This is a genomic window from Bacteroides sp. HF-4919 (genome assembly GCF_018860125.1).
The window spans coordinates 199,230-221,733 of sequence record NZ_JAHKNF010000007.1 but is presented as its reverse complement, the minus strand read 5'-3'; the positions used below and the strand labels follow the sequence as shown (position 1 = coordinate 221,733).

The following is a 22,504-nucleotide window of genomic DNA, read 5'->3' as shown; positions in this document are numbered from 1 at the left end:
AAGATAGAATAATATGAAACGAATTAATAAATACATATCGTTGTTATTGGTAACTACCTTGCTGGCTTCTTGCGATAAGTTCGATGAAATCAACACAAATCCCGATGCAACCACTAAGGTTACCTCTTCACTGCTGGCGACCGGATTACTTTTGGATATTACATCGTCCAGTGCCAGTAAATCATTTATATATGACGATCTGCTTGCCAAACAGATGGCATGGGGCGAAAGTATGGAAGATTACCAGTATAATGTGTTCGGACGTTCCGGTTTCGGAGGATACACGACACTGATTAATGCACAGAAGATGGTCGAATCTGTTACGGATGATAATGTGAATGCATACGATGGTCTGGCGCATTTTATAAAGGCCTACAAAATATTCTATATGTCGATGGAAATGGGGGACCTTCCTTACGAGGAGGCTTTGCAAGGTGAATTAGGGTTGGTGCGCCCTAAATACAATACCCAAAAGGAAGTGATGAGGTTTGTTTTGAGTGATCTGGAAAGAGCATACGAATTATTTTCCTCAGCTAAAGATTTTGATGGTGATCCGATTCTGGGAGGTAGTATCAGCAAATGGAAGAAAGCGACTACAGCATTTCAGTTGAAAGTTCTGATGCATCTTTCGAAGAAAGAGAGTGATGTAGATTTGAATGTGAAAGAACGTTTTGCCCGGATCGTGGCATCGGGTAGCTTAATGGAATCAAACGATGATAATCTTCAGATGAAATATGCGGATAAAGCGAATACTGTATATCCTTTCCATAACACAAATACTAAACACGCCGGTTATGCCATGCTTTCTACTATGCTGATTGATAAGTTTAAGGCAACCGGAGATATCCGTATGTTCTATTATGCCAAACCGGCAAAGGCTAAACTTGATGCAGGAGTGACCGCTGACAGTTGGGATGCTTATATCGGGACTGATCCGTCATTGCCTTTTGAGCAGATAGAGAAGGCTTATGCCACAGAACAATATTCTGGATTCAATGCGCGGTATACTGATTATCCTTCTGGAGAACCGGTTGTCCGATTGGGATATGCCGAACAGAATTTCATTCTGGCAGAAGCTGCCGTGAGAGGATGGATTTCGGGTGATGCAACTACTTATTACAAGAAGGCAATCAGAGCTCACATGGAGTTTATAGCTGCTAATACTCCGGATGAAGAGATCTATCATCATGGACATCCGTTGACGCAGGAAGCGATTGCGGCTTTTCTTGAAACACCGGCTATACAGTTAAGTGGTGAGAGAGAGGGAGACCTTGAGAAGATATTGACACAACGTTATCTGGCATCGTTCATGCAACATCCGTATGATGTTTATTATGACTACCGTCGTACAGGGTATCCGATATTACCGATTAATCCTGCAACCAACCGGAATACGATGAATGACAGACTGCCTATGCGCTGGATGTATCCGAAATCAGAGTCTGATTATAATCTGGAGCATCAGAACGAGGCTTTGCAACGTCAATTCGGGGGAGTAGATGACGTTAATAAACTGATGTGGATTTTGCAATAAAATAGAGTTTTAGAAGAGGTGTGTGCAGAATGGAGAGAAATGCTTTCTGTTCGCACCTCCTCTGGTTTTTAATACATTTATTAATATGATGTTGAGATATAGTTTATTAAGTATAGTCTTATGGCTATCTACTGTAATGGCTTATGGCAAGGGAAACGAAGTTAAAGTCCTCCAAATGAATATCTGGCAGGAAGGTACCATGGTGAAAGGGGGCTTTGAGGCAATAGCTGACGAGGTGGCTCGTCTGGAGCCGGATATCGTGATGTTTAGTGAAGTGAGAAACTATCATGGAAAACAATTTATTTCGCGTATACTACAGGCTTTGGAAGAACGTGGAAAGAGATATTATGGTGAAAACAGCAAGTTGGATGTAGGTATTTTATCTAAATATAAAATTGAAGAACAGGCTCCTAATTGTCCCTTGGAAGATGATGCCGGTTCCGTACTGAAAGCCCGCATACGCATTAATGGAAGAGATGTTGTTGTATATTCCGCACATTTGGATTATACACATTATGCCTGTTATCTGCCAAGAGGATATAGTGGCGTTACATGGAAAAAGTTGGATGCACCGGTACTGGATGTAGCGGTGATTGAGAAAGCCAATAATGAATCTTTGCGTGATGAAGCGATTCGTCATGTGATAGAAGATGCCCGGAAAGAAAAGGGGAATATTGTTTTATTAGGCGGTGATTTCAATGAACCTTCACATTTGGACTGGAACGAAAATACGAAGAAATTGTGGGATCATAACGGGACGGTAGTTCGGTGGGATTGTTCCGTTCTCCTTGAAAATGCGGGATTTAAAGATGCCTACCGGACAAAATATCCTAATCCGATCACACATCCGGGATTTACTTTTCCGTCTGATAATGAAGGTATAGCTGTAGAAAAGCTGTCGTGGGCACCTGACGCTGATGAACGGGACCGTATTGATTTTATTTATTTCAGGCCTGACAAAAAATTGAAATTGAAGGATGTATCTGTGGTAGGACCTTCAAAATCGATTGTCCGCAGTAAACGTATAGAGGAGAGAAGCAAAGATTTATTTATAACCCCGTTAGGGGTGTGGCCGACGGATCATAAAGCTGTAATGGCCACTTTTCTTCTGAAATAATTAGGAGGATACAGGGGTTATTGCCAGTGAGTATTTATATCTTTGCTACTTAATTTTATTTGAAATATTTAAATGTAATACTTATGAACAGGAAAAACTACTTATTAGCTTTTATTCTTTGTATGCAGACTTTATTTGTTTCTGCGCAAGTTTATCCGGTACGTGCAAAACTTACCGATAAAAATTCTTTTTCAATGATTCTGTTGCCCGATCCACAGAGCTATACAAAGTTCGATGCCAACCAACCTCTTTTTGAGCTGCAGACAGCATGGGTGGCTAATAGCATTGAGTCTCTGAATATAAAAGGAGTGCTTTGTACCGGTGATTTGGTGGAGCAGAATGAAATACGTATTCCAGATGGAGTGAACGGGAATCAGACAAGTGAAGAACAATGGCGTGCCGCTTCGCGTGCATTTGAGCGCTTGGACGGAAAGCTGCCTTATGTGATTTGTACCGGCAATCATGATTATGGATATCAAAAAGCAGAAAATCGTTTGTGCCATTTTCCTGATTACTTTCCTTCAGAGAGAAATTCTTGCTGGAGAGAAAGTCTGGTTGCTGTAGGAAATAACTATCAGGGCATACCAACACTGGAAAATGCTGCTTATGAATTCGTGACTGATACCTGGGGTAAGATTTTAGTTGTTTCTCTGGAGTTTGCTCCTCGTGATGAAGCTTTGGAGTGGGCGAAGAAAGTGGTGGATTCACCTCGCTATAAGGATCATAAGGTGATATTGTTGACGCATTCATATCTGGCATGGACAGGAAAAATAATTGAAAAAGAGAATTATAAAATGACACCTGCCAATTATGGACAAGCTATTTGGGACAAGTTGGTCTATCCTTCAAAGAATATTTGTATGGTGATTTGTGGACACGAATGTGAGATAGCCGATTATAAGGATAATGTCAGTTTCCGGATTGATAAAAATGCATCCGGTAAAAATGTTCCTCAAATGATGTTCAATGCACAGACAGCAGATGGACAATGGTTTGGTAACGGTGGAGACGGGTGGCTGAGAATTATGGAATTTATGCCTGATGGAAAAACGATTAAAATCAAGACTTTCTCTCCTCTTTTTGCTCTCTCTCCTCTGACTTGCGATAAATCGTGGAGAACAGATTCTTATGATCAGTTTGATATTACGATAGAATAAACAGTGCATGTGTAAAGGAGGGGGTGTCGAAACTCACCATAGAGAACACAGAATAACACAGATGTGTCTTTAAGTTATTGATGATCAATGTGAATAATCTCTGCTACTCTGTGTCCTTTGTGGTGAAAAGACTTTTGACACAACTCCTTCTTTTTATTCGGTAACTCTGCCTCCTTTTATAATGTCTATCTTTCGTCTGTGCGAACTACGCTGCCAGAAAAATTAATGCCAATGATAAGAATTCCTTGAGTTCCTTGCGTAGTAATTTCAGTGCCTGTTGTATACGATAATCTACGGTCTTAGTAGATATATTAAGGAGCTCTGCAATTTCTTTGTAACTCATATCCTTGAAGCGGTGCATGATAAATGCTTCTCGATAAGATTCCGGTAACGCTGCTATGGCTGTGTGAATCCGTTTTGTTAATTCTTCTATCTGATAGAAGTCTACATCGTAAATCATTGCCTGATTTTTTTCATAAAATAGTGTATCTGCGCGATATTTTACCTCTTTCTGCGCGATGCGGTTTAATGCACGGTGATATATCATTTTTAGCAGATATTGGCTTAGTGATGATTCAATAAGTAATATCTCACGATTCTCCCATAGCCAAAGCATCACATCCTGTACAATTTCCTCCGCATCCTCCAAATCCACAAACCGGTGGGCGTATGCACATAACGTTGGATAGTATTTTCTGAACAAGGCGTTAAAAGCCTTTTTATCCCCTTGTTGAAGTTTGGAAAGCAATAAAATCTCTTCTCTTGTCCGGTTTGGCTTCATAGATCTAAGAATTTAATTTATATACAAAGATAGTCTTTTCTTATTAAAACAAAGATTTTCTAAAAAAAAATGGAATTAAGTTTAGGAATCCTATTTTCCCACCTGTCTTATTAATAAAAGAGTTGAGTTATAAATATGAATCAAGAAGATATAGACCATTTACTACCTCGCTATTGTGAAGGACTGGCTACGGAAGAAGAGTGCAGGCAGGTGGAAGCCTGGATAGGAGAATCGGAAGAGAACCGGAAGATGGTTGATCAGATGAATACTCTTTATCTGGCTGTAGATACAGTTAACGTAATGCGTAAGGTGGATACGGAGAAGGCCTTGGATAAGGTTAGGAGTAGAATGGTTGTAAAGAAAACAACTTGGTGGGAGTGGATACAACGTACCGCTGCTGTTTTATTCATTCCTTTGTTTATAGCTTTTGTGGTGCAATACATGAACAATAGTAAACCTGTCTTGAGTCAGATGCTTGAGATTAAGACGAATCCGGGAATGACAACTTCGGTGGTACTACCAGATAGTACGGTCGTTTATCTGAATTCGGAATCTTCTTTACGTTATCCAACTTTTTTTGAAGGTGATACACGAGATGTGGAGTTGCGGGGAGAGGCTTATTTTGCGGTAGCAAAAGATTTAAAAAAGAAGTTTTTCGTCTCTACTCCACATGCATCAAAGATAGAAGTATTGGGTACCCATTTTAATGTGGAGGCTTATGAAGATGAACCGGACGTCTCGACCACGTTGGTAGAAGGACATGTTTGTTTTCATTTTAATGATAGAGATTATCGGGTTAAGAAAGTTGTTATGAAACCCGGACAAAAGCTTGTTTATAGTTCGACAAGCGGTGATGTGCGGCTATATGCTACATCTGGCTTGTCGGAAACCGCCTGGAAAGATGGCAAGATCATATTCAGTAATACGCCGTTGGAAGTAGCGTTGAGAATGCTTGAAAAACGTTTTAATGTAACTTTCATTATAAAGAATACACGTTTAAAAACAAATGCGTTTACGGGTACATTCACCGAACAACGGCTTGAACGCATATTGGAATACTTTAAAATTTCGTCCAAGATACAATGGAGATACCTGGAGAGTCCTGATATTCAGGATGAACGGAGTAAAATTGAAATTTATTAATTAACCCTTAAAAGAAATGCTTATGAAAAACAAATCTCCCTGAACTACTAAAAACGTACGGAAAGATATTGGCGTATCCTTCCATACGTAAAAGAGTAAACCTTTTGAGCTTGTTTAGCGACAAGCTAAGATAAACTATTTTTTTAACTTTAAGTCAATACAAAATTATGCAAAATTATTTTAGCATCCAATTATTGCGGGTGGTAAAGTCTTCGCTTTGGCTGACCTCGAATAAAATACCAAGAACTATGCGACTATTTATTCTATTCCTAATTTGCTCTATGAGTTTTGTGCATGCCACAGATGTTTTTGCACAAAAGGTGGAGATCAGTATTGATATACATAATCAAACTGTAGAGAAAGTTCTGAAAGAAATAGAAAAGCAATCGGGCTTTGGCTTTTTCTTTAATAACAAACATGTTAACCTGAAAAGGATGGTTTCCGTTTCAGTTGACAAGAGTGATATATTTAAAGTGCTGGATGAAATCTTTGAAGGGACTAATGTGAAGTATTCCGTTTTGGATAAAAAGATTATTTTATCTACCGAAATGACATCGAAGCAACAACAAACGGTAAGAGTTTCGGGAAGAGTGACGGATGTGAACGGAGAACCGGTGATTGGTGCCAGTGTTGTTGAGAAAGGGACAACAAACGGTATCATAACTAATTTAGAGGGAGAGTTCTCCTTATCAGTGAGTTCGGAGAAAGCGGTGATTGAGATTTCTTATATCGGATATCAGACTCAGGAACTGAAAGTTGTTTCGGGAAAACCATTAAGTGTTACGATGAAAGAAGATACCCGGGCTTTGGAAGAGGTGGTCGTGGTTGGATATGGTTCACAGAAGAAAGTGAACGTGATTGGTTCGATTGCTGCGGTGGATAGTAAGAAACTTGAATCCAGAACCGCTCCCAGCGTTTCGAATATGCTGACCGGACAACTATCCGGAGTAACAATTACACAATCGAGCGGTAATCCCGGACAAGATCAAGGTACAATTCGTGTACGTGGTGTCGGTTCTTTTGGAGCAACCCCCGATCCTTTGGTGTTGGTTGACGGACTTCCCGGTAGCTTGAATGATTTGAATCCAGCTGATATTGAGAGTATTTCAATCTTGAAAGATGCTTCCTCTGCTGCTATTTACGGTTCGCGTGCTGCGAACGGCGTTGTACTTGTGAAAACCAAGGGTGGTCAAAAGGGTAAGGTTACTGTAAGTTATAACGGTTATGTCGGATTTAATCAGGCTACTGAATTACCTGAAATGTGTGATTCGTGGGAGTATGCCGAACTGTACAATAAAGCAATGGGCAAGGAGGTTTATACGGCAGAAGAGATTCAGAAATATAAAGATGGTTCCGATCCGTACAATTATCCTAATGAACACTATCTGGACAAATTATTGGGTAACAAAGGGCTGCAAACCGGACATGAACTGACTGTGAACGGAGGCAATGATAAAACACAATATATGGTTTCCTTTGGCTATGTAAAACAGAACGGATTGATGAAACACAATCACTATGATCGTTATAACGGCAGAGTGAATCTGACGACAGAATTGGCTAAAAACCTTACATTAACCACACGTTTAGGCGGTGTCGTTTCAAAAAGAAGCGAGCCTTCTACTCCGGGTGGAATGGATTCTGCAGGATTTAAAGCTTTTTCAAGCAATGCACTTCGTTTCCCAGGATTGTGGGCTACCAAATTGGAAGATGGTTCGTACGGTTTAGGACCCAAGGTGCTTGGTACACCGTTGGCATGGCTGGATAGTGGTTCTTTTTATGATGAAAACTTTGATAAATTCCGTTCTAATGTAGAGTTGGCGTTTACACCGGTGAAAGGTTTAACTTTGAAAGCTATCGGAGGATATAATTATACCGGTCAGCAGATTCGTCACTATCGTTCGGCTATGGAGATTACAGGCGGTAAAAAGTTGGGTCCTTCTTCTCTGTCGGATACCATGTATAAAACGGTCTATAAAACGTTTCAGGCATTGGCAGATTACAATGTGAAATTCAGCAAGAATGATTTGTCTGTATTAGTCGGTTATACTTGGGAAGATGAATCGCAGAGAACCGTAGGAGGAAGCCGCCTGAATTTCCCATCGGATGAAGTCCCCTACCTGAACGCCGGAGGAGCTGATGGGCAAACCAATTCCGGTGGAGGCTATGATTGGGCCATTATGTCTGTTTTCGGACGTTTGACTTATAATTATGACCAACGCTATTTGTTTGAAACCACGATGCGCTATGATGGTTCTTCCCGTTTCCCGACAGATAATAAATTTGGTTTCTTTCCATCTGTTGCCGCAGGATGGCGTTTATCGGAGGAGCAATTTTTCAAAGAAGCAGAGTCACTGAGCTTTATTGATAATCTGAAGCTGAAAGCATCATACGGTATTCTGGGTAATAACAATATTGGTAACTATCCTTATCAGTCTACTTATGCTCTTGGAAAAGCAATGAACTATGTATTCGGGGGTGTTTATACTCAGGGTGCCGCAGTGACTACCTATGTTGATCCGACTCTAAAATGGGAAAAGACCCGTACTACGGATGTCGGTATCGAGACTGCTTTCTGGAAGAACAAACTGACGTTTAATGCAGCTTATTTCTATCGTAAGACAACAGACATCCTGTATAAACCGAGCGCAAGTTATTCTTCTATTTTCGGTCTTGCACTTTCGCAAGTCAACACGGGAAGTCTTGAAAACAAGGGATGGGAGTTTGAAATAGGGCACCAGAATAAGGTTGGTGAATTTAGTTATCATGTTAACGGAAACTTTTCCATTATCAAGAATAAAGTGATCAGTCTGGGTGTAGGAGATGTGGAGCAAAAGAGTGGAATGATAGGTAATGGTAGCAATCTGTTCCTGGGTTATCCGATGAATATGTTTTACGGTTATAAGACGGATGGCGTATTCTTGACTGATGAAGAAGTAAAAGAATGGCATGATCAGAGTAAGATTGCTCCTAACTCCAAAGCGGGTGATTTGCGTTATGTGGATATTTCCGGTGACGGAAAGGTGGATGAAGCCGATAAAGCTTATTTGGGATCGAAGATACCTCAATATACATTTGGTTTAGGATTGGGTGCCGAATACAAAGGATTCGATTTTAATATATTGCTTCAAGGAGTGGCCAAAGTAAAAGGGCAGTTGACTAATTATGCCGGTTATGCTTTCTTCCAGGAAGGTAATATCCAGAAATGGCAGGCAGAAGAGACCTGGACGAATAATCAGTCGAACCGGTATCCTAAGTATCCCCGTCTCGAGGTGATGTCGAATGCGGGTAGCAACAATACGCTGGGTTCTGACTTCTGGATTCTGGATGCCTCTTATCTCAAAGTGAGAAATATCCAGTTAGGATATACATTGCCCAAACATATAACTCAGAAGTTCGGTTCCTCCAACCTTCGTTTTTATATATCACTTGATAATCCATTCTCCATCAGCGGATATCGTAAAGGCTGGGATCCGGAAATTAATACAGACGGTAGTTATTATCCTATTCTGTCAACTTATACATTTGGTTTAACCTTAAAATTTTGATGTAAGATGAAGAGTTTAAAATATATAGTAGCATTGGCATTGGCGGCAGGACTGTTTCAAGCTTGTGATTTAGAGCGCTATCCACTGACAGACTTGTCTGAAGAGACTTTTTGGAATAGCGAATCGAATGCGGAACTGGCATTGACTTCTCTTTATAGAGGAAGCCTGACAGACGGCGTAGAGTATAACCCTTCGGATTGGTGGTCCTATCACGGAATGATTATGATGGAGCATCTTTCGGATAATGCTTTTGACCGTCGGGGGGAGAATAATCCTTTCTTCAAGATTTCAAGTGGTAATTTGACGGCTGATAATGCATTTATTAAAAGATATTGGGAAACGTCTTATAAGAGAATAGGTTACTGCAATCGTTTTCTTGTTGGCATTCAGAATAGTTCCGAATCGGCAAAAAAGACACGGATGATTGCTGAGGCCCGCTTTTTACGTGCAACCCAGTATTTTTATCTTGCCAGCTACTTCAAGGATGTTCCTTTGGTAGAGAATGTGCTGACGGGTGAAGAAGCCAACAATGTGACAAAGACTTCACAAGCCGATATCCTGAAATGGTGTGTAACCGAATTTACTGCAGCTGCGGCCGATTTGCCCCGTTTCTCCGCCATTCCGGCGGGAGAAGCCGGACGTGCTTGTAAACAGGCGGCCCTTGCTTTTCTCGGACGTACCTGCATGTTGCAGAAAGATTGGAAAAGTGGAGCAAAGGCTTTCCACGATATTATGGAATTGGGAGATAATGCGATAAACGCCAACTATCAGGAGCTGTTTTATCCTTCTACCGGAACTTCGAACAAGGAGAATATTTTCTACATTCAGTATCTGGAAAACTATCTGGGTACCGGTCTGCCGCAGCATGCACTTTCTGCCAAAGACGGGGGCTGGAGCCTGGTCAATCCGGCTGCTGATTTATACGAATCGTATGAATTTAAGGATGGAACTCCTTTCAGCTATGATGATCCGAGATATGACCCGTCTAATTTAGGAAAGGATCGCGATCCGCGTCTGGATTATACAATTTACTATAATGGTGCCATCTTTATGGGTACAGAGTATAAGATGAGTCCTGACTATAGTGCAGCCAAGAAAGAGAAGCTCGATTATACGAGCGAGGCTTCCAGAACCGGCTTTATGATGAGGAAATATTTTGAAGAATCGACACCTATAAACGATGTACAGAGCGCAAACGGACTGACTCCGATTATTCGTTATGCCGAAGTGTTGTTGGGATATCTGGAATGTCTGGTTGAAGATAATCAAACGATCACTCAGGGAACATTGGACGAGACAATCAATGCAGTGAGAGGTCGGGCCAGTGTGAAGATGCCTGTTATTACCGAAGTGAATCCGGCTAAACTTCGTGAGATCGTGCGTCACGAACGTCGCATTGAGTTGGCTATGGAAGGTATTCGCTACTGGGATATCATGCGATGGGGGATTGCACATGAAGTGTTGTCCCAGAAAATATGGGGTGCTCCCTATCCAAATTCAACTCAGTATGCAACAACGACCAAGGAGGTTGATCCGACAGGGAAGTGCCGTTGGTATGTTGGAAAACGTGCTTTCCGCAATCCGACAGATTATACATGGCCGATTCCACAGTCTGAACAGAATATTAATCCTAATTTACGCGACTAATTTAATAGCTTAAGTAATGAGACAATATGTATTATTGGCTTGTCTCTCTCCGGTAGCATGCCTGATGGCTGCTACCGGTCAGAAGGGAGGGAAAGCCCAACAAAAAGTTAACGATCGGAAGCTCCCCAATGTTGTGTTTATCTATGCTGATGACCTCGGCTATGGTGATTTGGAATGTTACGGTGCAAAGAATGTGCAGACACCCCATGTAAATCGTTTGGCAGCTGAGGGGATCCGCTTTAATAATGCCCATGCTACAGCAGCTACAAGTACCCCATCCCGTTATTCCATGCTTACCGGAGAGTATGCCTGGCGTCGTCCGGGCACGGATATTGCGGCAGGCAATGCAGGGATGATTATCCGCCCCGAGCGTTATACGATGGCTGACATGTTTAAAAACGCCGGTTATGCTACTGCTGCTATCGGCAAATGGCATTTAGGATTGGGAGATAAGGATGGGGAACAAGATTGGAATGCTCCGTTGCCGACTGCTTTAGGAGATATCGGTTTTGATTATTCCTATATAATGGCTGCAACCGCTGATCGTGTTCCGTGTGTTTTTATAGAAAATGGTAAGGTGGCCAATTATGATCCCTCTGCTCCGATTGAGGTCAGTTATCGTAAACCGATTGAAGGAGAACCATTGGGAAAGGATCACCCGGAGTTGTTGTTCAATCTGAAGTCAAGCCATGGACATGATATGGCTATTGTCAATGGCATTGGTCGTATCGGATATATGAAAGGGGGAGGCAAGGCCTTGTGGAAAGACGAGAATATTGCTGATTCGATAACTTCACATGCCATAGGTTTCATTCGTGAGCATAAGGACGAGCCGTTCTTTATGTATTTTGCGACGAACGATGTTCATGTCCCTCGTTTTCCGCACGATCGCTTCCGTGGTAAAAATCCGATGGGATTGCGCGGAGATGCAATAGTCCAGTTTGACTGGAGTGTAGGTCAGATTATGGATACGCTTGATAAGCTGGGATTATCAGAAAATACCCTCATTATACTGTCCAGTGATAACGGGCCGGTTGTTGATGATGGCTATCAGGATCGGGCAGAGGAGTTGCTGAACGGGCATAGTCCCGCAGGACCGTTACGTGGTAATAAGTACAGTGCTTTTGAAGGTGGAACCCGTATTCCCGCTATTGTCCGGTGGCCGAAGGGAGCTGCTTCAGCCGAGGTTTCCAATGCTTTAGTTTCACAAATTGATTGGTTTGCTTCTTTGGCTTCATTGGTTGGAGCAGGGCTACCCAAAGGAGCGGCACCTGACAGTTTTAACTTTCTGGATACTTGGTTAGGCAAGAATCAGTCCGATCGTCCATGGGTGATAGAGCAGGCTTCAAATCACACTTTGTCGGTCCGTACCAAAGATTGGAAGTATATTGAGCCGAATGACGGACCTGCCATGATTACGTGGGGACCTAAAATAGAAACCGGTAATTTGAGTACCCCCCAATTATATCATGTAGCAGATGATGTGGCGGAACGGAAGAACGAAGCTTCTTTATATCCGGAGCGGGTTTTTGAATTACAGAATATATTAAGGCATGTCCGGATGAAAAATCTGAAACCTTAGAAAACTTCTTGGCAGAAACAGGATGCCGTCTTAATGATAATATCGTTGAGGCGGCATCTTTTTTAGATGTGCTTTATATTTAATTTCATTATTTTCATGACAGAACAAGATTCTTGCCTATCTTTGTACTCAGGCTCCATTGACCTCATCAGAAATTACTCTTGAACAAATTTAATATGACAAACGAAAAAATGAAATTGCTAAACTGTACCTTAGGGGTGGTAGCGGGGGTATCTTTGCCGGCTACTGCTTTGGCCGGAGCGCCGCAGTCTGCACAAGAACAAACAGAAAAACAGCCCAACATTATCCTGATTGTTGCCGATGACTTGGGATACGGAGACTTAAGTTGTTATGGTGCCCATCGAATACAGACTCCGGGCATGGACCGTATAGCCAATGAAGGTATTCGGTTTACACAGGGATTCTGTACCGCAGCTACGTCCACTCCGAGCCGTTATTCGGTCATGACCGGGAAGTATCCCTGGAGCAATGTCGAAGCTAAGATTTTGCCGGGTAATGCCGCGTTGATTATTGATCCACAGAAGATAACATTGCCAAAACTGATGAAGCAGGCAGGGTATACTACCGGTTCTGTCGGTAAATGGCATATCGGTCTGGGAGACGGGCATGTAGACTGGAATAAGGAAGTACATCCTGGTGCTGCCGAGATCGGTTACGATTATTCATTCATTCAGGCAGCGACGAATGATCGTGTTCCTTGTGTTTTTCTGGAAAATGGAAAAGTGGTCGGGCTGGATCCGAATGACCCTCTTTATGTGGATTATCGGAAAAATTTCCCTGGCGAACCCACCGGTAAAGACAATCCGGAGTTGTTGCGTATGCACCCCAGTGTGGGGCATGCAGGTTCCATCGTGAATGGGGTGCCTCGTATTGGTTTCCAGAAAGGCGGTAAGGCGGCACAGTGGAAAGATGAAGAAATGGCAGGATTATTTCTGGATAAAGCCAAACAATTTGTTGATGAAAACAAGGATAAACCTTTCTTTCTCTATTATGGACTTCATCAACCGCATGTACCTCGTGTGCCTAACGAACGTTTTGTCGGGAAGTCGGGTATGGGGCCTCGTGGCGACGTGATTCTGGAAGCTGATTGGTGTGTAGATCAATTTCTGAAAGAATTGGATAAACTGGGATTGGCAGAGAATACCATCGTGATTCTGACAAGTGACAACGGTCCGGTACTTGATGATGGCTACAAAGATGATGCTGTTGAATTGGTGGGTGATCACCAAATAGCCGGGCCCTTACGCGGGGGTAAAACAAGCATGTTTGATGGGGGAACCCGTATACCATTTATGCTTCGCTGGCCGGCCAGGGTGAAGCCTCAGGTATCAGATGTATTTGTTTGCCAGATGGATCTATTAGCTTCATTTGCTTCACTTCTGGGACAAAGTTATCCTGATGAAGTGGATAGTCAGAATACGATGGATGCTTTTTTAGGTAAGAGTAAAAAGGGTCGTAAAGAGTTAGTGATCGAAGGGATGTTCAATTATGCTTATCGTCAGGGTGACTGGGCACTGATTCCCCCTTATTATAATCCCTATAGTAAAGAAGACGGTGACTTTATCGGTTTAGGCTATGGCTATAAACTCTATAATCTGAAATCGGATATCGGTCAGCAGGAGAATCTGGCAGAGAAGTACCCTAAAAAGTTGGGTGAACTAATCAATCGTTTTGAATACCTGAAGGCGCATTCGGACAAGGTGACAAGGTATTGATTATCCATATGTCCGTCATGAACCCAATCCAAAAGAGGCTATTCGAATTATTCGGATAGCCTCTTTCAGTTATATCACAAGAAGGGGGCGGAACTATTTTTCCAATAAGTTTTTCAGAAAATCGTCCAGTTCTTTATCCAGTCCTTTCAGAAGTTCATCATTTACTAACAGTGTATCATCGTCTACAAGCAAAAGGTCGGAGATCGTCTCTTTATCTTCGTCTACCAATACGAAAGAATAAGGTTTAAGGATAGTCAACTTATCGAAACTTCCACCTTCTTTCATACGGCAGAGCATGGTGCGGAAGATTCTTTCAGCATCTTCGTAAAAGTCATCTCCCTCGTAGGCTGTCCATTCATCAATGGTTACACTGGATAATTCTTCATCTTCATCATCATAGATGAAGAGCTCACCGGAATTTTGGTTCGGTTGAATATGGATATCTGTGACGATGGTCTGTTCGCATCCACAGGTATATTTGTTAATTGCTTTTTGAATCGCAGATTCGATAATGGCTTGTGACTGCTGACTAAGTTTCATATCTTTTAGCTCTTTTTATTTAGCTCAAAGGTATAAAAAAAATAAGAACCCTTGCATGATTTCTTTAAAAATCATCATTAAATCTACTCATTTGGCCTTTAAGTTTGCCTAATCCCTCGGCCCTTTCCTTCAATTCGTTCACATAAAGGCTGGTCAGGTAGTAGTTGGGAATTCTGCTAAAGTCTATATCACTGCTCTTCAGTGAATCGATTTTATCTATTTTACGTGCAAATTCCTGTGCTTTGATAGCCCATTTCTCTGCTTCTTCCACACTATCTTTCATTTCGTGGTATAGGGCCAGATTGAAAGCTGCACGCATTTTCTTTTTGTCATTTTTAGTTGCTTCGAAAGCTTGTTCCCAAAGTTTTGATGCTTTGTCCCATTCATTTTCTTTCACATAGACGGCTGCGTCGCGCATTGCTACCGAGCCACTGATGAAGTAATAACGATAGGCTGTTTTCCAGTACGGCAGTATCTTGCTTACCGGAATGCTACCGGCAAACTCAGAGGATTCGCGAATCATTTGTTTGTCATCCGGGAGACGTGAGCGGACAAACGCTTCGGTATTTCCGTACTCTTCCCAAAAAATGCTGTCGTTGCTGTTGATCGTTACCATCGGGCTTTTCCGTCCCGGAAGATAAATCTTCACCGTAGGATAGATTTTAGTATCTAATGTACCATAATAAGTGTTCCATTCGGGAATATAACTGAAAACACGTGTTGATTTCATTTGCAAGTTTTCAAGTGAAATGATGAAATCAACACCTAAAGTCTGTGTCAAGGTCCGGACCTCTTCTTGGCTGAGGGTTGATTCACGAGGTCTGAAGTCCCGTGCGCGCAGAGCCGAATCACAAATAACGACTTCGTTAAAATAATTCTGCTCAGCTATGGCTTTGGCCAGTGCCTCGGTAGTGAGCACGGGCTGGCCGTCGTGATAGGATACTGCCCGGCTGAGTTCATTTTTATCTTTTATTTTATTTTCTTTGGGAGGTAAGGTATTATCAGGTGTGGCACTGACATTATTTACGATTGCCACCCGTTTCAACTCGTTAGGAAAACTGATTTCCGCAGGGAGCATATAATCAATGGAAAGTTGCTCAACAGTCTGGCAGGAACTGAAAGACACAAGGAGCAATACGAACAGAATATACGGATATTTTGTCATAGCCTGTTTTTTTACTTTTCTGAAAGAACAAAAATACGATTTTGATTGAATATAGAAAAGCCTCGAACAGTTTTTAACCGTTCAAGGCTTTTATTAAGGAGTTACGGGTTCTTTATATACTTAACTGTTCCGTCCGTGACAATTTTTATATTTTTTTCCGCTTCCACATGGGCAGGGATCATTGCGTCCTACTGTTTTTTCGGCACGGATGGGTTCACGTTTCACGGCTTCGCGCGTATCTTGCTGGGCAGCGGCCTGCTGATTCGGATCACTCAGATCTTGTTTTTGTTCCCGATATTTGCTCATGTCCTGACGTTGTTCCGGAGCTGCCTGGCGTACTTCTACGCGTCTGGCCGCTTCTTGCTGTTCTTCAGTTGGTTCGGCTACAGGAATCTGACCACGCATCAGGATGGATACAGTCTGATTATTGATCTTGTTTACCATATTATCAAACAAAGTCACCGATTCCAGTTTATAGATCAATAGCGGATCTTTCTGTTCGTAACTTGCGTTCTGTACCGAATGTTTCAGTTCGTCCAGTTCACGTAAGTTTTCTTTCCAAGACTCGTCGATGACATGGAGCAAGATCGATTTTTCGAATGATTTCACTACTTCTTTCGATTCGCTTTCGTAAGCAGCTTTCAGGTTGCAAGAGATATTGTACATACGTTTTCCGTCCGTGATCGGAATCAGGATGTTTTCGTACATATGTCCTTGGTTCTCGTACACTTGCTTGATCACCGGATTGGCTATCTGTGCCAGACGTTCTGTCTTGCGCTTGAAGTTAGCCATTGCCACATCGAATGTTTTATCTGCCAGTTTATCCTTTTTCTCGTTGCGGAACTCTTCTTCTGTGAAAGGAACCTCCATTGCGAGCGTTTGGAGCAAGTCCAGCTTACATTCTTCGTAGTCTGCATTGTTCTCGATAGCGGCGGCACAACGGTCCCAAATCATATTAACGATATCCATTCCGATACGTTCACCCATCAGCGCATGGCGGCGTTTGGTATAAACAACCGTACGTTGCTTATTCATTACATCGTCATACTCCAACAGACGTTTACGGATACCGAAGTTGTTTTCTTCTACCTTTTTCTGTGCACGCTCGATGGAGTTGGAGATCATCTTGTGCTCGATCATTTCACCTTCCTGGAATCCCAGTTTATCCATCACGCTGGCGATACGGTCGGAAGAGAAGAGGCGCATCAGGTCGTCCTCGAGTGAAACGAAGAAGACAGATGAACCCGGGTCACCCTGACGTCCTGCACGTCCGCGCAACTGACGGTCTACACGGCGTGACTCGTGACGTTCGGTACCGATGATTGCCAAACCGCCTGCTGCTTTTACTTCAGGACTCAGCTTGATGTCCGTACCACGACCGGCCATGTTTGTAGCAATGGTTACCGTACCGCTCAAACCTGCTTTAGCAACGATGTCTGCCTCCCTCTGGTGAAGTTTCGCATTCAATACGTTGTGTTCGATCTTGCGCATGGTCAGCATCTTGCTCAGCATCTCGGAGATTTCTACCGAAGTAGTACCCACCAATACCGGGCGTCCTGCCTGTACCAGTTGTTCTATTTCTTCGATTACGGCTTTATACTTTTCGCGTTTTGTTTTATAAACGCGGTCATTCATGTCTTTGCGGGCAATCGGTCGATTGGTCGGAATCACGACTACATCCAGTTTGTAAATGTCCCACAACTCACCGGCTTCTGTTTCGGCCGTACCAGTCATACCCGAGAGTTTATGATACATACGGAAGTAGTTCTGCAGAGTGATGGTGGCAAAAGTTTGTGTGGCAGCTTCTACTTTCACACCTTCCTTCGCTTCGATGGCCTGATGCAGTCCGTCTGAGTAACGGCGGCCTTCCATGATACGTCCTGTTTGTTCGTCAACGATCTTCACTTGTCCGTCGATTACCACATACTCATCATCCTTTTCGAACATGGTGTATGCCTTCAGCAACTGGTTGATGGTGTGTACACGTTCTGACTTGATGGCATAATTGGTCAGCAAGGCATCTTTCTTTTCAAGCTTTTGTTCGTCGCTCAATCCATGTTCGTTTTCCAATTCCGAAAGTTGGGCGGCTATGTCCGGCAATACGAATAAAGTCGGATCTTCCGAGTTACCGGTGATCAGGTCTACACCTTTATCTGTCAGATCTACGCTGTTCAACTTTTCGTCAATCACGAAGTACAATGGATCTGTTGCTTCATGCATGCGTTTGTTGTTTTGCTCCATGTAGATCTCTTCCGTTTTCAGCATACCGGCTTTGATTCCCTGTTCACTGAGGAATTTGATCAATGCCTTATTTTTAGGCAGTGCTTTGTGGCTGCGGAACAGAGCGAGAAATCCTTCTTCCACCTCTTTCTTATCATTCGAGTTGATAAGTCTCTTAGCCTCCGATAAGTATTTAGTTGCTAACTCTTTCTGTTTCTCCACAAGGCGTTCTACCAATGGGCGGAGTTGCTCAAAGAGTTGGTCTTCGCCTTTGGGCACGGGACCTGAAATAATCAACGGAGTACGGGCATCGTCAATCAATACCGAGTCCACCTCGTCGACGATGGCATAGTTGTGCTGGCGCTGTACAAGGTCTTTCGGGCTGATAGCCATATTATCACGCAGATAGTCGAAACCGAATTCATTGTTCGTTCCGAAAGTGATGTCTGCCAAATAAGCCTGACGGCGTGCGTCAGAGTTGGGTTGGTGACGGTCGATGCAGTCCACGCTGAGTCCGTGGAACATATAAAGCGGTCCCATCCATTCGGAGTCACGTTTAGCCAGATAGTCGTTCACGGTTACTACATGTACGCCGTTTCCGGTCAGGGCATTCAGGAATACGGGAAGCGTAGCTACAAGAGTCTTACCTTCACCGGTCGCCATTTCGGCAATTTTCCCTTTGTGCAGTACTACACCGCCAAACAACTGTACGTCGTAGTGAACCATGTTCCATACCGTGTCATTTCCACCGGCATTCCAATGATTCTGCCAGATGGCTTTGTCACCTTCGATGCGTACGAAGTCTTTGGTAGCCGCCAGGGTGCGGTCGAAATCTGTAGCTGTAACTACTATTTCTTCGTTTTCAGAGAAACGTTTGGCAGATTCTTTCACGATGGAGAAAGCTACCGGCAATACTTCGTCAAGTGCTTTTTCGTATATCTCTAATATTTCTTTTTCAATTTTGTCGATCTGAGCGAATACTTCTTCGCGGTCTTCCAGTTCCACGCTTTCGATGCCTGCTCTGAGTTCGTCAGCTTTAGCACGTTCTTTGCTTGCCGAGTTGCGGATGTATTCTTTAAGTTCCTCTGTTTTTGCACGGAGGCCGTCATTGTCAAGCTTAGCAACCTCTGGGTAAGCGGCTTTGATCTTGTCTACCCAGGGTTGAATTTCTTTCATGTCTCGTGTGGATTTGTTTCCGAAAATCGAGCTTAAAAATTCATTAAATCCCATTATCTATTATTTATGTTTATTATTTACTAAATTGATTCAACTGCGCAAAGTTACATTAAAATGCTGATTTATTTGCGCTTTGCACACTGTTTTTTGTGTGGAAAGTGTCACCGGATGTCGGTAATCGGAGTTGCAGTGCATGCGTTCGGGGCCCGTATTCTCAGGATGTGAGCTACGGTAGGAGCTATGTGGTCGACGGTTACGGGCGTGTTGATTACGGCCGGTTTTACGCCACTGCCCAGAAAAATAAGCGGAGACGGAATATGTGCTTTCCGGACCACTTTATGGTCGGATGTATTTTCATTGACGATGGTCCAGCCCGGCAATACGTCGATCAACAGATCGCCCGAGCGTTTACGGTGGAAGCCATTCCGTATCATTGAGATGTCCGGTGTCCAGGCCCCCAATAACAGGCGTTTACCCGAATAAACCTCGTTTACCCCACTAAACTGGATCAGGAATTCAGCGGCTTTTTCCTGAATATCTGCCAAATCCAGTTGTTTTTCTTCTATCAGTTTATGGTTGAGATAAATTTGCTGGTCGTAGTAGGCTTCCACGTATTGTCCCTGACCGTAAGTAGCCATCAGATACATGTTCAACAGGGCCGCACAACGGTTCAGGTGGAACTCTCCGGTCGGAACCCGGTAGAGTCCCCGGTCTGCCGATTCAGTATCGGTATATCCGGTGGAAGTGATAAAGAAGACAACGTTCTGTAAGCCTACTTTCTTGTCGATGATATCCAGCAAAGAAGCAATGCTGCGGTCGAGGCGAACGTAGGTATCCTGCATCTCCATAGCGCATTCCTGTACGCTTTTGTGAGCATAATTGCCGGCGTAATAGGTGAGTGAGAGCATGTCGGGAGTATTGTCTTTTCCCATTGTGCTCTTATCCAGAAGCTCCTCGGTCAGCAAGTTAACTTCATCGTTGATAAAAGGGCTTGTAATCAGCCGTTTGTATTTATTGATGCGGTCATCGTCAAATTTATATTTAAAGGCTGCGTCCCTCCATTCGGGTAGGAATGTGTAATTTTGCATGGGGTGGACAGGAGTCCACGTCATATCGGCAATGCGGAAGTCTACGGCATTCCGATCGTTATATTGGCTCACCCACCATGGAAATTCACTATAATAAGTTGTTCCGCACCATTTTCCGGTAGTATTGTTGAGCCAGAATGCGCCATTTCCGGCATGTCCGGCTGCAAGAATGGCAGCGTCACGGAAGGGGGCGATAGCATATACTAATCCTTCGTTGCGGGTAGCTATTTTGAGTTCGTCGGCAATTGTTGAGGTCAGGAGATGTGAAGGAGAAGAACTTTCATTCGTGTAATTACCCATAAATGAAGGATCGTCTACACAACTCACGGTGCGCAGGATCGACACATCCATCCAGCGTTTACCGATGATTCCGTTGACCGAAGGAGTGGTGCCTGTATAAATGGCTGCGATGGCCGATGCGCGGTCTGTGCCACAGAAAGTATATTCGGCATTCCGGAATACGCGTCCTTCTTTCCAAAGCCGCCTGAAGCCTTTGTCGCCATACAAAGTTGAAAAAGCTTCCAGATAGTCCGTACGTAACTGGTCGATTGTAAGTCCCACCACTAATTTCGGAGTAGTGGGAAGTGGCTGGGCTTGCAGCCCGGTAAAAGTAAGTACGGTCAGTATGGAGGTTAATAGTCCTTTCATTTAGCTTTTTTGTATGTCAGTATAAGGTTGCTTGCAGAACGTATCAGCAAACTGAGTGCCAAAGGTAATACTGCTAAGTCGAAATTTTGTGGTATTACAGGGAAAAACGCTATAAAAAGTGTTAAAACCATGCAATTCAGCAGATGATACCTACTTTTGCGCTGCTTCCGTTCATCGTTTATGAAGAAAGGGAGGCAGAGCAGATGTCCCGGGTGAAAGACAAATAACAAGTAATTCGCCCCCACCGTGGGATGCTCGGAGAAAAGAGCAAGGAAAGCAATAATGCATCCTGCGATACCTGCTGCGGCGAATACTGCTATATCCAGTCCCCAAAGACTTTTCTTTTTTCGCAGGCCATAGACCGTAGCTATGCCGATGCCGATAAAAAACAGAAGAGATAGGCGGATGGGGGTAAGTGTATCCCAGATGTCACTTTCTGCAGGTGCGGATACGTCCGGTTCGCAGTCGATAATTTTTTGAGTGGCGGTCACTAACGGTCTGTTTTCGGATGCGTTAACGATGCGCGCTTTGTCAAAAGCATCCATCAGATAGAATGGTGAGAACATCATTTGTCTTTCGCTGATGGGGCGGTCGGCCTGGCTGCCGATGCAGAAGTCGATTCCGAATTGTGCCCAGGGGTGTCCTTTCGTGTATTGGTGAACAATATCTCGATAAGATTTAGTCTCGTTATTTTCGGTATATGTATTGCTGAAGAGCAGTTGGCTGCCACTTTTTTGCAGGCTCTCTTCCACTTTGTCCCGTGGTCGGGTAGCACAATTATCGTAGAAAAAATTATAGCGGTATATCCGGTTTTCCGGGCGGTAATTTTCTTCCAGAAGGGTGATTAACTGTTGTTGTTCTTCGGCTGTCAGATTGAGCGTCTGCTGCCATACACTGCGTCCGAAGTATTCATATTCGACGGCAAAATGACGGTAATCTTCCACTCCCAACCGGTAGTCGGCATTGCCGAGTGCAAAACGTAGCGTAAAGTTAGGGGTGTTGAAACTGAACAGGCCGTAGTTGTACACCCTATCGATACCCCGTGCCGGTTCTTCATAGCGGATGGCAGTATGTCCGAATAACGAATAGATTTCTTCCCCCGGAGCGCACGTCAGCAGGCTGATTCGGACAGAATCAGGCGAGGATGGACTCTCTGTTCCCCATGTCAGGATGGTGAAGAAAGAAAAAAATATCAGGAGCAAATGTCGCAACTTTGAGTTCATGTGGCAAAGATACTGCTTTTGCGGGATAAAATACTCGATTAAGTGAATAAATCTGTCACTTTTTCCCGACCGCCGGGCTGTTTGTGTCGGAGCGCCGGGCTGCATACATCCGACCGCCGGGCTACGGGGACCGGAGTGCCGGGCTACAAATCTTTTTGTGATAAGTTTACCGGGGATGGCATCGGCAGCGGCGGTATCT

14 protein-coding genes are annotated in these 22,504 nt (G+C 43.5%); 8 read left to right on the top strand and 6 right to left on the bottom strand.

The genetic code is table 11. From position 1 onward, the window contains the following. Nucleotides 1-13: 13 nt before the first annotated feature. From KO473_RS13825 to KO473_RS13815, 3 genes are all read left to right on the top strand, one after another. Nucleotides 14-1,534, top strand: coding sequence for a SusD/RagB family nutrient-binding outer membrane lipoprotein (locus KO473_RS13825; RefSeq protein ID WP_005818673.1), 1,521 nt, complete (start codon nt 14-16; stop codon nt 1,532-1,534). Between the two features lie 88 nt (nt 1,535-1,622). Then, nucleotides 1,623-2,651, top strand: a complete 1,029-nt coding sequence (locus tag KO473_RS13820) for an endonuclease/exonuclease/phosphatase family protein (protein ID WP_032531830.1) — start codon at nt 1,623-1,625, stop codon at nt 2,649-2,651. 83 nt (nt 2,652-2,734) lie between these two features. Continuing rightward, complete coding sequence (locus KO473_RS13815) at nt 2,735-3,808, top strand: metallophosphoesterase (protein WP_005775799.1); 1,074 nt, start codon at nt 2,735-2,737, stop codon at nt 3,806-3,808. Between the two features lie 205 nt (nt 3,809-4,013). Here the strand turns inward: KO473_RS13815 and KO473_RS13810 are convergent, their stop codons facing one another. Beyond that, nucleotides 4,014-4,589, bottom strand: a complete 576-nt coding sequence (locus KO473_RS13810) for an RNA polymerase sigma-70 factor (protein WP_005775800.1) — start codon at nt 4,587-4,589, stop codon at nt 4,014-4,016. 135 nt (nt 4,590-4,724) lie between these two features. On the opposite strand from KO473_RS13810, the gene KO473_RS13805 reads away from it, so the two are divergent. From KO473_RS13805 to KO473_RS13785, 5 genes are all read left to right on the top strand, one after another. Beyond that, a complete protein-coding gene (locus tag KO473_RS13805) occupies nt 4,725-5,732 on the top strand; it encodes a FecR family protein (RefSeq protein ID WP_005809974.1) in 1,008 nt (335 codons plus the stop codon). A gap of 167 nt (nt 5,733-5,899) precedes the next feature. Continuing rightward, nucleotides 5,900-9,280 (top strand): TonB-dependent receptor, encoded by a 3,381-nt coding sequence (locus tag KO473_RS13800; RefSeq protein WP_005818675.1) that lies wholly within the window; start codon nt 5,900-5,902, stop codon nt 9,278-9,280. A gap of 6 nt (nt 9,281-9,286) precedes the next feature. Continuing rightward, on the top strand, nt 9,287-10,927 hold the full coding sequence (locus KO473_RS13795) for a RagB/SusD family nutrient uptake outer membrane protein (RefSeq protein WP_005775803.1): 1,641 nt from the start codon (nt 9,287-9,289) through the stop codon (nt 10,925-10,927). Between the two features lie 16 nt (nt 10,928-10,943). Further along, complete coding sequence (locus KO473_RS13790; RefSeq protein WP_005809968.1) at nt 10,944-12,509, top strand: arylsulfatase; 1,566 nt, start codon at nt 10,944-10,946, stop codon at nt 12,507-12,509. Between the two features lie 176 nt (nt 12,510-12,685). Next, entirely contained in the window at nt 12,686-14,245 is a 1,560-nt protein-coding gene (locus KO473_RS13785) for an arylsulfatase (protein ID WP_032531816.1), read from the top strand. Nucleotides 14,246-14,338: 93 nt separating this feature from the next. Here KO473_RS13785 and KO473_RS13780 read toward each other — a convergent pair whose 3' ends face one another. The 5 genes from KO473_RS13780 to KO473_RS13760 form a co-directional block, all read right to left on the bottom strand. Then, nucleotides 14,339-14,785, bottom strand: coding sequence for a hypothetical protein (locus tag KO473_RS13780; RefSeq protein WP_005775807.1), 447 nt, complete (start codon nt 14,783-14,785; stop codon nt 14,339-14,341). 64 nt (nt 14,786-14,849) lie between these two features. After that, nucleotides 14,850-15,950: a DUF6340 family protein gene (locus KO473_RS13775; protein WP_005818678.1), complete on the bottom strand. Its 1,101-nt coding sequence runs from the start codon at nt 15,948-15,950 to the stop codon at nt 14,850-14,852. A 120-nt stretch (nt 15,951-16,070) separates the two neighbouring features. Beyond that, nucleotides 16,071-19,400, bottom strand: coding sequence for a preprotein translocase subunit SecA (gene secA, locus KO473_RS13770; RefSeq protein WP_005775809.1), 3,330 nt, complete (start codon nt 19,398-19,400; stop codon nt 16,071-16,073). Nucleotides 19,401-19,507: 107 nt separating this feature from the next. Then, a complete protein-coding gene (locus KO473_RS13765; protein ID WP_005775810.1) occupies nt 19,508-21,082 on the bottom strand; it encodes an alkaline phosphatase family protein in 1,575 nt (524 codons plus the stop codon). Further along, nucleotides 21,079-22,305, bottom strand: a complete 1,227-nt coding sequence (locus tag KO473_RS13760) for a DUF4105 domain-containing protein (RefSeq protein WP_005775812.1) — start codon at nt 22,303-22,305, stop codon at nt 21,079-21,081. Before KO473_RS13760 ends, KO473_RS13765 begins: the two co-directional genes overlap by 4 nt. Nucleotides 22,306-22,504 lie beyond the last annotated feature (199 nt).